This is a genomic window from Paenibacillus rigui (assembly GCF_002234615.1).
GTDB lineage: Bacteria > Bacillota > Bacilli > Paenibacillales > NBRC-103111 > Paenibacillus_S > Paenibacillus_S rigui.
Window position 1 is genome coordinate 148,308 of the sequence record NZ_NMQW01000025.1, and the last position, 12,783, is coordinate 161,090.

General features: G+C 54.6%; 13 protein-coding genes. 8 read left to right on the top strand and 5 right to left on the bottom strand.

Annotated features, from left to right (window positions below; all coding sequences use genetic code 11):
- Positions 1–6: 6 nt before the first annotated feature.
- The 3 genes from CF651_RS18470 to CF651_RS18480 are packed head-to-tail and all read right to left on the bottom strand — an operon-like array spanning position 7 to position 2,544.
- The gene (locus CF651_RS18470) at positions 7–846 is read right to left on the bottom strand and encodes a MetQ/NlpA family ABC transporter substrate-binding protein (protein ID WP_179232876.1); all 840 of its coding nucleotides are present in this window, start codon (positions 844–846) and stop codon (positions 7–9) included.
- Positions 847–866: 20 nt separating this feature from the next.
- Positions 867–1,535, bottom strand: coding sequence for a methionine ABC transporter permease (locus CF651_RS18475; RefSeq protein WP_094016336.1), 669 nt, complete (start codon positions 1,533–1,535; stop codon positions 867–869).
- The gene (locus CF651_RS18480) at positions 1,528–2,544 is read right to left on the bottom strand and encodes a methionine ABC transporter ATP-binding protein (RefSeq protein WP_094016337.1); all 1,017 of its coding nucleotides are present in this window, start codon (positions 2,542–2,544) and stop codon (positions 1,528–1,530) included. The genes CF651_RS18475 and CF651_RS18480 overlap by 8 nt, the downstream gene beginning before the upstream one ends.
- A gap of 466 nt (positions 2,545–3,010) precedes the next feature.
- Between CF651_RS18480 and CF651_RS18485 the strand changes: the two genes are divergently transcribed.
- The 5 genes from CF651_RS18485 (at position 3,011) to CF651_RS18505 (ending at position 8,748) form a co-directional block, all read left to right on the top strand.
- Positions 3,011–3,511, top strand: coding sequence for a TRAP transporter small permease (locus tag CF651_RS18485; RefSeq protein WP_094016338.1), 501 nt, complete (start codon positions 3,011–3,013; stop codon positions 3,509–3,511).
- Positions 3,512–4,810 carry a TRAP transporter large permease gene (locus tag CF651_RS18490; protein ID WP_094016339.1) on the top strand — a complete coding sequence of 433 codons (1,299 nt, stop codon included), beginning with the start codon at positions 3,512–3,514 and terminating at the stop codon, positions 4,808–4,810.
- An 86-nt stretch (positions 4,811–4,896) separates the two neighbouring features.
- Positions 4,897–5,928, top strand: a complete 1,032-nt coding sequence (locus CF651_RS18495; RefSeq protein ID WP_094016340.1) for a TRAP transporter substrate-binding protein — start codon at positions 4,897–4,899, stop codon at positions 5,926–5,928.
- Between the two features lie 164 nt (positions 5,929–6,092).
- Positions 6,093–7,913 carry a sensor histidine kinase gene (locus CF651_RS18500; RefSeq protein WP_094016341.1) on the top strand — a complete coding sequence of 607 codons (1,821 nt, stop codon included), beginning with the start codon at positions 6,093–6,095 and terminating at the stop codon, positions 7,911–7,913.
- Between the two features lie 91 nt (positions 7,914–8,004).
- Positions 8,005–8,748: a response regulator transcription factor gene (locus CF651_RS18505; protein ID WP_094016342.1), complete on the top strand. Its 744-nt coding sequence runs from the start codon at positions 8,005–8,007 to the stop codon at positions 8,746–8,748.
- A 68-nt stretch (positions 8,749–8,816) separates the two neighbouring features.
- On the opposite strand, the gene CF651_RS18510 is transcribed toward CF651_RS18505, so the two are convergent.
- Positions 8,817–9,629: a lipase family protein gene (locus tag CF651_RS18510; RefSeq protein WP_094016343.1), complete on the bottom strand. Its 813-nt coding sequence runs from the start codon at positions 9,627–9,629 to the stop codon at positions 8,817–8,819.
- A 42-nt stretch (positions 9,630–9,671) separates the two neighbouring features.
- Between CF651_RS18510 and CF651_RS32350 the strand changes: the two genes are divergently transcribed.
- The 3 genes from CF651_RS32350 (at position 9,672) to CF651_RS18520 (ending at position 11,879) form a co-directional block, all read left to right on the top strand.
- Positions 9,672–9,845 carry a hypothetical protein gene (locus tag CF651_RS32350; RefSeq protein ID WP_179232870.1) on the top strand — a complete coding sequence of 58 codons (174 nt, stop codon included), beginning with the start codon at positions 9,672–9,674 and terminating at the stop codon, positions 9,843–9,845.
- 82 nt (positions 9,846–9,927) lie between these two features.
- On the top strand, positions 9,928–10,608 hold the full coding sequence (locus CF651_RS18515; RefSeq protein ID WP_094016344.1) for a GNAT family acetyltransferase: 681 nt from the start codon (positions 9,928–9,930) through the stop codon (positions 10,606–10,608).
- A 299-nt stretch (positions 10,609–10,907) separates the two neighbouring features.
- Positions 10,908–11,879 (top strand): EcsC family protein, encoded by a 972-nt coding sequence (locus CF651_RS18520; RefSeq protein ID WP_094016345.1) that lies wholly within the window; start codon positions 10,908–10,910, stop codon positions 11,877–11,879.
- A 6-nt stretch (positions 11,880–11,885) separates the two neighbouring features.
- Here CF651_RS18520 and CF651_RS18525 read toward each other — a convergent pair whose 3' ends face one another.
- The gene (locus CF651_RS18525) at positions 11,886–12,710 is read right to left on the bottom strand and encodes a copper amine oxidase N-terminal domain-containing protein (protein ID WP_094016346.1); all 825 of its coding nucleotides are present in this window, start codon (positions 12,708–12,710) and stop codon (positions 11,886–11,888) included.
- Between the last annotated feature and the right edge of the window lie 73 nt (positions 12,711–12,783).

Below are 12,783 nucleotides of genomic sequence, written 5' to 3' on the forward strand. Positions count from 1 at the left end.
GCTTTATTAGAACGCAGGAACGACTGCGCCCTGATATTTATCCTGAATGAATTTGCGGGTTTCTTCGGAATTTAACGCTTTGACCAGCTTCTGCATGGCGTCGGAATCTTTGTTATCCGGACGGGCAGCGAGAATGTTGACGTAAGGCGAATTTTTATCCTCGATGAACAATGCATCCTTCACGGGCGATAGCTTGGCTTCCAGCGCATAGTTCGTATTGATCAGCGCAAGATCGACTTCGCCGAGCACGCGCGGCAGCATAGCGGCTTCCAGCTCTTTGATTTTCAAGTTTTTCTTATTCTCCACAACATCCTTTACGGTGCCGTTTACGCCTACGCCATCCTTCAGCTTGATGAGGCTGTTTTTTTCCATCAAAGCCAACGCGCGGCCGCCGTTAGACGGGTCGTTCGGTATCGCTACCGTAGCGCCGTCCTTCAGCTCGGCGATCGCTTTGATTTTCTGCGAATAAGCGCCGAACGGCTCGATGTGAACGCCGGCTACTTTGACAAGGTTCGTACCCTTATCTTTATTGAACTGCTCCAGATACGGCGTGTGCTGGAAAAAGTTCGCGTCCAGCTGCTTCTCGGAAACCTGCACATTCGGTTGAACGTAGTCGGTGAATTCCTTGATTTCGAGATTGACGCCCTGCTCCTTCAGTCTTGCTTTGACGGAGTTCAAAATCTCGGCATGCGGCACGGCGGTCGCACCCACCTTCAAGGTGACTTCCTTTGCCGTTCCGCCGGCGGCGTTATCAGCCGGAGCGGCAGGTGCCGCTTCTTTTTTGCCGCAAGCGGCCAAGGAGAAGGCCAGAACAACGGATAGAGCCGTTAAAGTTAGTTTTTTCATCATAGTACCTCCAGAACATATTATTTGCGTTGAAACCGGCGGACAAGCCGATCGCCGAGCATTTGCAATAGCTGCACCAGCACGAGCAGAATCAGCACGGTGACGATCATGACATTGGTTTGAAACCGCTGATAGCCGTAGCGGATCGCCAAATCCCCCAAGCCGCCGCCTCCGATGACGCCGGACATGGCGGTGTAGGACACGAGCGTGACCGCCGTGATGGTGATGGCGGCAATCAGGCCGGGACGGGCTTCGCGCAGCAGCACCCGCCCTATGATTTGCACGTGGGTGGCGCCCATGGACTGTGCCGCCTCGATGACGCCGCGGTCAACCTCGCGCATCGACGTTTCGACCAGCCGGGCGAAGAACGGTGCGGCTCCGATGACAAGCGGCGGAATCGAGCCGGGCACTCCGATCGAGGTGCCGACCAGGAGCTTCGTGAAGGGAATGATGATGATCATCAAAATAATGAACGGTACGGATCGCAGGACATTGACGATAAAAGAAAGCGTACCGTACACGGCCTTTTGCTGCAGCAGCTGGCCGGTTGAGGTCAAGAAGAGCAGTACCCCAAGCGGAAGGCCGATCAGCACCGTGAACAGTGTCGAGGTGCCGAGCATGGTCAGCGTGTCGAGCGCGGCCTGTCCGATTTCATTCCAATCCAGCTCCCAGAGGGACAGCTTATTCATAAGTGAGCACCTCCACATCGAGTCCACGGCTTTGCAGCGCGGCAATCGTTTGCGCAGCCTCATTGCCCGACGCATGCAGCTCGACGACGAGCTGGCCGTACGGGATTTCCTTCAGCCGGGAGATCGTCCCTTGCAAAATAGCGAACGGCACGTTCATCTCGCTCATCGTCTCATACAGCACCGGCTCATAGGTCTGCTCGCCGATAAACGTAATCCGTACCCGTGTCCGGCTGCCCGGCGAGCGGTCCCCGGGCACGTCCATCTCCGAGAGGTCCGCCACCTGCGCGACGAAGTCGCGTGTCGTCCGGTGCTGCGGCTTCAAGAAGACGTCGGCGACGGCGCCCTCCTCGACGATGACGCCGCCGTCCAGCACGGCAACCCGGTCGCAGATCGACCGGATCACCTGCATTTCGTGCGTAATCAGCACGATGGTGATGTTCAGCCTGCGGTTGATCGCAAGCAGCAGCGACAAAATCGACTGCGTCGTCTGCGGGTCGAGCGCCGAGGTCGCTTCGTCGCAGAGCAGCACCTTCGGCTCGGTCGCCAGCGCACGCGCGATGCCTACGCGCTGCTTCTGCCCGCCGGACAGCTGGGACGGGTAGCTGTCGGCGTGGCTCTCCAGCCCGACCAGCCCGAGCAGCTCCTTCACGCGGCGCTGCACCTTGTCCTGCGGCAGCTTCGCGAGCCGCAGCGGGAAAGCGATATTCTCCTTCACCGTAAGGGAGGAGAGCAGGTTGAAATGCTGAAAGATCATGCCGATGGAGCGCCGCTCCTCCTGCAGCTTGCGGTAGCTTAGCGCCGTCATGTCAACACCGTCAACGACGACCTGACCGGTCGTAGGTCTCTCCAGCAGGTTGATGTGGCGGATCAGGGTACTCTTCCCGGCGCCGGAATGTCCGATAATACCGAAGATGTCTCCGGGCTTGATGTGCAGATTGATTTCGCGGAGCGCAGCGGTCTGCTGCCCGCCGCTTTCATAAATTTTGCTGATGTGCTGCAATCGTATCATTTTCGTGGCTCACCTCATCCCGAGCGCAGCAGCTTTTCCTGGCAGCATACTTTGACAAGGACCTGCCGTCCTGAAAGACGGCGAGGCCGTTGATTCCTGTATACCAGCTTTTGCACTTTCCATCTATTTAATGCTGCGATTTTAATTAACCATGGGTTATTAAACCAAGTAATTGTATAAGATTTAAACCATGCAGTCAATGTTATTTGTCCGGATTTCCGTGGTAATTATTAACAAACCCTAACGGGAGGGGTGAAGCAGCTGCAGCTGCTTGCCCATCCATCCGCATGGCAGCGTCAAATTGCTCTTAAGAACTAATCCAGGCTGTCCCCGAAAAATACCTAAAAATATTACAAAAAATCCTAAAACCAATGGCGTACCTTTGACTCGCCAAATTCATTACAATAAGTTTTGTCAGCAAGAATGAAAGCACTTACATGATAGAAGGGCAAGGAGGGTATTGATAATGAAGGGACTCAAAAAAATCGCTCTGGCGATTGACAGTTTTTTTGAAAGCTTTTCGATGCTTGCGCTGCTGGCGATGATCTTGATTGTTACGCTGCAGGTCATGACCCGGAAGCTGTTTAATTTCGTGCTGTTCTGGTCGGAGGAAGTGACGCTGCTGCTGTTGGTGTGGTTCTCGTTTCTCGGCATCGCTATCGGCTTTCGGGAAAAGCTGCACTTGGCGATTGATTCGTTCACAAGCAAATTGCCGGATAAGGTGAACTGGCTGCTGGACCGGGTTATTTATGCAAGCACCTTTGCCTTCGGGGTATATCTGGTCGTTTCGGGTACGGAGTTTACGGAGCTGATGAACGAAAGCACCTTGGCTGCAACGAAGCTGCCCAACAGTGTTGTGTACGTGATTATGCCGATTACCGGCGCACTGGTCTGTATCTATTCTTTCCTTCAATTTATCGGCATCGATACGAGAAGGCACCATGGCATGGAAGAAGGTGAGCATTAAATGGAAGAAACGACGATTGCGATTTTGCTGCTTTGCGTCAGCTTTGTTGTCCTGATGATGCTGCGCTTTCCGATCTCCTTAACGCTGGCCTTGTGTACGCTCATCACAGTCATGTATTTGGAGATTCCGCTAGCCGTTGTCGGCCAGCGCATGATTCAAGGGATCAATTCGTACTCCCTGTTGACGATCCCGTTTTTTATTCTCGCAGGGCACATCATGAGTGAAGGGAAGCTTGCTCTCAGGATCGTGAACTTCGCCCAGCTGATCGTAGGCGGGGTGAGGGGCGGGCTGGCGATGGTGAACTCGGTAGCCTGTATGTTTTTCGGCAATATATCCGGTTCCGCGGTAGCGGATGTGTCCTCCATCGGTTCCGTCATGATCCCTATGATGAAGAAAAAAGGCTACGATACCGACTATGCCGTCGGCGTTACGGTCTCGTCGGCCATCCAAGGGGTGGTCGTTCCGCCGAGCCACAATCTGGTGCTGTACTCGCTCGCGGCAGGCGGCGGGGTTTCCATTGCCAGTCTGTTCCTGGCCGGGATCGTGCCGGGGCTGATCCTCTGCGTATCGCTAATGGCGACAAGTTATGTGTATGCTATTAAGCGGGGGTATGCGAAGGGAGATCCGGTACAGCGCAAGGATATTCCGAAGATCGTGCTCGACGGCGTCATGTCGCTGCTCACGGCAGCGATTATTCTCGGAGGCATTTTCAGCGGATGGTTTACGGCTACGGAGTCCGGCGCGCTGGCTTGCTTGTATGCATTCATCCTAACGTTTATTATTTACCGTGACATTCCGGTCAGCCGGATGTGGCTTATTTTGAAAAAAACGTTCCGCACGGTAGCGATGGTCTTATTCTTAATCGCGGCATCCGATGCGTTCAGCTGGCTGCTCGCTTACTTGAAAATACCTGCTATGGTTACGGATTTGATGCTGTCGATCTCGGACAGTCCGGTCATTATTTTACTGATCATTAACATTTTGCTGCTGGTCCTGGGCGCTCCCATGGATATGGCGCCGCTGATTTTGATCATGACGCCGATTCTGCTCCCTGTGGTTACCCATCTGGGTATGGATCCGGTTCACTTCGGAATTATCATGATGCTGAATCTGGGCATCGGGCTGCTGACGCCGCCGGTCGGGACGGTACTCTTCGTCGGCTGTGCGATAGGCCGCATTTCCATCAGCGAAGGGACGAAGGCCATGATGCCGTTCTTCTACGTCATGTGCGTCGTGCTGCTGCTCCTCACGTATGTGCCGGATTTGGTCATGTGGCTGCCTAATATGATGAAGCATTGATAGAGCTGGCATTGGGAAAAAAGCCTGGGTCAGGAGGACTCTTGTCCCGCGCTGCATATATTAATAGGGTAAAGGGGTAGGTCAAAATGAAAACGTTAACGAAAACGGTCAGCGCGATTTCTTGTCTTGTTATTGCAGGGGGTGTGCTTGCAGGCTGCGGTGGGAAGAATGAGGCGCCAGCCGCCGGCGGTGAGAAGAAAGCGGAAGGCAAGAAGTATACGTTCCGACTGGCGGATACCCACCCGCCGGATTACCCGACGGTCGTCGGGGACAAAAAATTCGCCGAGCTGGTGAACGAACGCACCAACGGCCGAATCAAAATTGACGTGTTCCCTTCCTCCCAGCTGGGTGAGGAAAAAGCGGTCATCGAGCAGGTTCAGCTCGGCGCGATCGAGTTCACCCGTGTCAGCAGCGGTCCGCTGGCGGAATTCAACAAAAACTTCGGCGTATTCAGTCTGCCGTACGTATTTGACAACGACCAGCATCTGTGGAAGTTCCTGGAGAGCGAGAACGGCTCCAAGCTGCTCGACAGCCTAGAAAGCTCGAAGATGAAAGGTCTGGCTTACTACAGCTCCGGGGCGCGTAACTTTTATTCCCGTAAGCCGGTGGCAAGCCTTGCCGATTTGAAGGGACAAAAAATCCGCGTTATCCAAAACAAAATCAATATCGACTTGATGAACGCGCTGGGCGCTAATGCGACACCGATGGCGTACGGCGAAGTGTTCAGCTCGCTGCAGACCGGCGTTATCGATGCGGCGGAGAACAACTTCCCGAGCTACCAGTCCTCCAACCATTTTGAAGTCGCCAAAAATATGATCCTTGACGGTCACCAGCGCGTGCCGGAAGTGCTGATGATCAGCCAGGCCGCTTGGAACAAGCTGTCCGAGGAAGACCGCAAAATTGTGAAGCAGGCTGCGCTTGACTCTGTCAAAACCCAACGGGAATCATGGGATAAGTATGAGAAAGAAGCCGAAGCCAAAGTCCGTGCTGCAGGCTCGACCATTACCGAGGTCAAAGACGTGAAGCCTTGGCAGGATGCCGTGAAGCCGGTCATCGATAAATACCGCTCCGAGTATAAAGAGGTTCTGGATCAAATCGACGCCGCCCGCAAAAAATAAGCCGGTGCCCGTCACTCTGCATGCAATAGCGTGCCCCTGAAGACCAAGGGGCACGCTATTTGTTCCTTCTATGAACCGCTTTCATGGTGTTATACTAACTAGATACAACTGCAGGTGTACGGCTAGTTTTTTCTACATCTAACGTCTGCCTCCCGGAGGTTCCCATGAAAGTGATAACCCGCGTCCAACGCTATATCCTGCTGCGCGATCTGCCGCTAACCGCGAAGATGCTCATCTTCTCCGCTCTGATTGTCGTGCTGCCGCTGCTGTCGGTGGGGCTCATTTCCTACCAGCGGTCGGCCGATGAGCTTGAGCGCGAAGCGGGGCAATACAGCTGGCAAATCATCGAGCAGGTCAAGGCGCATATGGAGTACTATGTAAAAGATTTTGAAATCAGCACGCTTCGCATCATTAATCATCCCGATATGAACCGGTTTATGCGCATGTCCACGCTGGAGGAGGTGCAGCAGAGCGGCATTCGGGCGAGCATCGAGCAGGTGCTCAAGAATGCGGCATACTCCCGCTCCGATATTTCGAATATTACGGTCATCCTGAATAATGTGCAAGTGGTGGATGCCGTCGATTTCGACAGCCCGTATCCGGCGGAGGAGCTGAAGAAGGAGTACTGGTATCCGAACATTCCGATGGACGGCTCCCCTCAATTGATTAGCCGCGTCATTCCGTGGCCCGATCATCAGGAGCAGGTGATCTCCATCGTGCGCAGGCTGATCAGTCCGCAGACGCTGCAGCCGATCGGGCTGGTCATTATGGATGTGAATTTTAAGCGGATTCAGGAAATTGCCGAGAAGGTCACGATTGGCCGGACAGGGTTCCTGTATATTGTCGATTCGCAGAACCACTATGTGTACCATCCGGACTTGACCCAGATTGGACAACCGGCTAACTACAACAATCAGATGCAAATGTGGGCAAGGGATAACGGCTCCTTGATTACCGAGGATCAGCCCCGCAATTTTCTGACCTACAGCTACTCCTCTTACCTGGGCTGGAGGCTTGTGACCTCTATCCCTTACACCGAATTGACGAGCGGGGCGAGCTATATCGGCCGCACCATTTTTTGGACGCTATTGGTTACTTTGGCGGTTGCCTACCTGCTCGGGATCGGCTTCGCTGCCAGCTTGCTCCGGCCTATCCGGAGGCTGCATCATTTTATGAAAAAGGTCGAGGTCGGCGATTTCTCCGGCAAGCTCGAGGTCAGGTCCTTGGATGAGCTGGGACTGCTCACGCACGGCTTTAACAAGATGGTGGAGAAGCTCGAAGGACTGCTGGAGGAAATTTATTTTACAAGATTAAGGGAAACGGAAGCGTCGCTCCGGCAGAAGGAAACTGAGCTGAAGGTGCTGCAGTCGCAGATGAACCCGCATTTCCTCTATAATTCGCTGGAAACGCTGCGCGGCATGGCGCTGGAGCAGGATATGGACGATATTGCCGCCATGTCAGCCTCGCTTGCGAAGCTGCTGCGGTATAACCTGAAGAGCAGCACGCCTACGGTGACGCTGCGCGAGGAGCTCAGTATTTGCGAGGTATATTTGCGGATTCAGAAGTACCGGTTCGAGGAGAAACTCGACTATGAGCTCGATGTACCGGAGTGGGCGCTGGATCAGCATATCGCCAAGTTTTCGCTGCAGCCGATTGTCGAGAACAGCATGATTCACGGTATTGAGCCGGGAGTCGGTCTGATGCATATCCGGATAACGGCGCTCAGGGATACGGACGATTCGTTCTTTGTCGCCATCCGCGATACCGGAGTGGGGATGTCAGAGCAGCAGCTTCATAAGATTCATCAGGATTTGGAGGCCAAGGACGTGCTGGCGGGGGGCGATCATATCGGCGTCGCGAACGTGCACCGGAGGATTGCTTACTTATACGGCCCCTCCTACGGAGTCACCCTGCACAGCATTCCGGGCAAAGGGACTGCCGTGCGGATCCGGCTGCCGTTGGTCGAATCGAAGCCGAGTGAATAGGGAAGTTATCGGTCATGAAGCAGCGTAAGCGATCGGAAGCATGCTCGTCCTGAGCGTGTGCTTGATAAGCTTGCATAAGGGAGGCCAGAGGATGTATCAGGTGTTGTTGATCGATGATGAACGTTGGGTTCGCACCTCGTTGAAGAAAGTGATGGAGAAGACGGAGCTGCCGTTTACCGTCATCCACGAGGCTTCGAACGGGTTGGAGGCGTTGGACTGGCTGAAGGAGCATGAGGCGGATTTAATTCTTACCGATGTGAGAATGCCCGTCATGGAAGGCCTCCAGTTTGTCCAGGAGGTGAGGAAGCAGAGCCGTGAGCAGCAGATGATCGTGGTGAGCGGCTATGATGATTTCCCTTATGTGCAGCAGGCGCTCCGCTCGGGCGTGTTCGATTATTTGCTGAAGCCGGTTGAGGTGGTCGATATGAAGCGCTGCCTTCAGCAGTGGATGATGCAGCACCAGGATCGGGCCCCGTCCAAGCCTGAGCTGACATCTGATCCGTTGGAGAAATCAACGATAGCTAAGGTGCAGGAGTATGTGCAGGCCAATCTAGCCGGAGAAATCACGTTAACCGAGGCGGCTGCAAGAGTCCACTTGAACCCCAGTTATTTGAGCCAATTGTTCAAGCAGCAGCTGAACCGTAATTTCGTCGATTACATCGTCGAGGTCCGTATGGAGGAGGCGAAGCGGCTTCTTTGCTGCACCTCTCTGCGGATCAGCGAAATCGCGGACCGTGTCGGATACTCGGACGTCGCTTATTTCAGCAACACGTTCAAGAAATGGAATCAATGCACGCCTTCGGAATTCCGCAAGGCACCGGATCAGGGGAAATAGATAGGGACCCGGTGCCCGGCCCTTTTGCAAATGCCATGCTTAAAGTGCGGCGAAGCCGTTTATCCTTCTCAAGCTGTTGCTGTTTCAGTAACAACCGGGCACAGTCCGGGATTTGCCGATTGAAGCTCGGAAGCGCAGGCAGGATCGAGGCTGGCAAGCGCAGTGTAGTAGTTCGTCAGGGCATGGTTCGCGCTGACGGACCCTCCCTCGAAGGGGAGATTGCTGCGTCCTCGCACATGCAAATAATAATAAAGCTCCTTCGTGGCAGGGGAACGATACACGAGCGGCGGAACATGTGGGACGACGTCGTTCGGATTTACGATTCTTATGCTGCTTGCTGCCGAACGGTTAAAAAGCCGCGCAAACTCCGGGTTCCCTACCCGCGGAGAGGCGAAGGTATAAACCACAGGCTTGCGGCGGGGCGGGCGGAGCGCCGTGTCGGTTGCGCATAAGGTAGCAAGGGCGCCGCCTAAGCTGTGACCTGTGATCATAAGCTCCTTATCCGGCGAAAGGGACAGTAGAGCGGTGCGAATCTGTTCGCTGGCGGAAGCATACATCCGGGTGAAGCCTTGATGGGAGGCGCTGCCTGAACCGGCACCCGCCTTACCGCCGTCGGATATTTGCCGGGCGATGCCGTTTGAAACCCAGTCGTTCGGGGTTGCTGAGCCGCGAAATGCGATGATGATTTGATGCTCCGATTCCAGGAGGAAGCCGAACGTCTCAGTCGTATTGTGAAAGGCCTCCGCTGTAAAAGAAAGAACATGGCGATAACCGCACGGGACGATAAAGCTCCCTTCCGGGCTATCGAACTGTACATAGGTCTGGTGACACAGCGCCGCAAGGAAAAGAGCCGTGCGGGTGTTGAAGGAAGAGGCGGGCATTCAGATTCACATCCCGGGATGAAGTGGAGGAGCGGGAATCCTTTGGCCATCGTGATACATGTTTCGGGAGAGAAGCGGTGCATGATGATGGCATCGGCTGGTCAAGCTGGCGCTCTTATGACGTTCAAGCCGTCCTCCTTGGCTACAATATATGCTGTAATGCTCGGTTGTGCGAATGACTATGGACAAAGAGTTACGCTGCCGGCCATTTCATAACTTATGATGATTTCACGATCTGGCAATGAATGCCTGTGCTTGGTATACTAGCCGTATATAAGCGATGGGAGTGGAAGTAACGATGGAGTACCACCGTATTACGAATATTGCAGACCCTTATTTCAAACAAATGCATGAGCTGATGCAGACCGTGTTTCCTCCGGAGGAGGTGCTCGCCTATGAAGATTGGGCAGAGCCGCTGCAGGACCCGGGCATCCGTGTTTTCGTAGCGATTCATGAGGGAGCCGTCGTCGGTGCAACGGAATACCGGTATTACGACGATATGCAGGTGGCCATGACGGATTTTACGATTATTGGCCGTGAAGGCTTGGGCATCGGGCCCTTTCTGGTCAAGCGGCGCACGCAGGATTTGCTGGCGCTTGTCGGCCGGAACGGTGGGCAGCTGCGCGGGATGTTTGCCGAAATTTACAATCCTTACCTTGCACAGGATCACAGCTTCGGCGGCGTGAAGCCGATGGATCCGTTCGTTCGGCGTGAAGTGCTGGCGCATCTCGGCTACCGCAAGCTGGAGCTCGCCTACGTGCACCCCTCCTGGCAGCAGGATGGGGCCGCGGTTCAGGAGCTGGATCTGGGCTTCATGCCGTTCGGCGCAGATGCCGATGAGCAGGCCGCCATTCCTGCGCAGCTGATTTCCACTTTTCTGGAAACGTATTACGAGGTACTGCCGAATAAGCCTCAGGCTTGGTACGACATGGTTGCACAGTTGAAGCAGCGCGATCAGGTGAAGCTGCTGCCGCTGTAGGTTTACTTGGGAATAGCATAACCGTAATAACACCCGGACGCGAAAGAGGGGCTCTCCTCAACGTTCGGGTGTTTTGTCATGGGCATGGGAATGCCTTTCGGTCTTATTGACGTACCCAGCTCGTCGGGCTGGCCCGATCTTGGGCGGCTCGGGAACGTGTATCCCGGGATTCAACCTAACGGCTGACTTCCTTATGCTTATAGGGGACTTCCCGGTTCCCTTCGTTTTCGCTTTGCTTTCCTTGCGGGTATAATATAGAGATAAGGAGTATGGATTTGACATAGACGGGAGGGTGACTTATGCCAAGCTTGGAGGCTTTTGAGGCTTACGACGCTTCAGTGGTGGAGCAAATTGCAAGGAACGAAGTGAAGCCGAGTCCGGTGAAGGCGGCTCTGGACCTGGCAGGCAAGCCAGTCGCCAAAGTATTGGAGATCGCCCATCGCTCCGATAACAAATATATTCGGAAAGCCGTGCATTCCATAGACGATACGATTGAGAAATCGTTAAGGAAAACGATCCAGGCGGCCAATGGACTGACGAATGCGGACAGCATCCGCAAGGAATACCAGAAAAAGTTTAAGCTGGACGTCGCCGAGCTGGAAGCCGTGCGCAGCTTCTCTTTACAGCACAAGGACCAAGTAGCCGATGCGTTCGACATTAGCAATGCTTTTATCGTTGCGACGGAGGGGGCCGTGATGGGGGCGGCCACGACGCTGCTGGAGGCAGTTCCTTTCGCGCAGATTGCCATTCCTTCCGTGGTCATAGCCGATGTCGCGGCTTCTATGACGATGATGTCGCGGCACATTTGCCAAATTGCCGGAGCCTACGGCTATCCGTCGAGCGATCCTGCCAACATCCCCCATGTTTTGGCGGCCATGGCACCTACCTCTGCCTCCTCGGATGAGGGGTTTATGGTGACGAAGGCGGCTGCGCTCCAAGAGATCCGCGAAACGGCCAAATTTGCCGCCAAGCATTCAGGTGAGCTGGCCAAAGGCTTGACGAAGGAGGCGGCCTACCCTCAGCTCCTCCATCTCATGCGCTATGTTGCGCAGCGGCTCGGCATCGTCATTACCGAAAAGGAGCTGGGCCTGCTCATTCCGATTGCGGGAGCCGTCTTGAACGGGGGCTTGAATGTGGCGTTCCAGCAGATGAATCATACGAATGCCAAGGATTATTTTCGCAGGCTGCATTTATACGACCGATACGGCGAGGCGGCCGTTCAGGAGGCGATTGAAGCAGCGAAAGGGAAATGGGCGCCGTCCGGCCGCTAAGCCGCTCTAGGAGGCAGACTCCATAAAAGGCTTCTTGTCCAGAAGCTCGGAATTCAGCGAATCAATGCCCGACTTGAGGACCCACTGCCCTTCGCTGTCCTTGTACACCTCGCCGGTGAATGCATAGACGACCGATTCCGCCGGGGAAATGGTGACGCCATGATCGGATTTTACCGCCTTGGATACGGTAAATCCGGCTTCAAAGGTAACCTTGGCGGAGTCGCCCTGCTCACTCAGCTCAATGGACTTCACGTCCGTTCCGTTCTGGGTAATGCCGTCGCCGCCGGTAAGGGCAATCGCTTCTTGCAGGAAGCTGCTGCTTAAGGTTACGCGACCGATCAGATGACGGATGCTTTGGTCTGCATCGGTGTTCATTTGCAGGGTAACGGAGCGGGTTGTCTGATCCCAGAGCACCTCAGCTCCGGCAGCTTCGCTAACAAAGCGCAGCGGCATAAACGTGCTGCCGTTCTTAATGACCGGTGCAGCGTCCAGGTAGTATTGAACGCTGTTGACAGCTGCGGTGCTTTTGCCGATACCGAGGGAAATGCTGACATCGCCTTTTTGAGCCAATGCAGCCCGGTTGTCCGGATCCCAGCTTACGGTGAATCCGAGCTTCTCGAACAAGGTCCGCATCGGCACCATGGTATTGCCTTGGTCCACATATGGCGGCAGCTCCCAGCGGGTCAGCTCCTGCCCGATATAAATGTGAACCGGCTCGGGTTCCGTCTCCTGCAGCTCTTGAGCATGGGTGATAGCGGGCGTCTGGAGAGACAACGCGATGCCGGTGAGCAATGACATAAGGGGTAAACGTGCTGTCTTTAACCATCTCATGATGAATATTCCTCCTGGATGAGTCCTGTTCGTGCCAAACAACCAAACCTCTCATCTTAACCTATTACCCGAA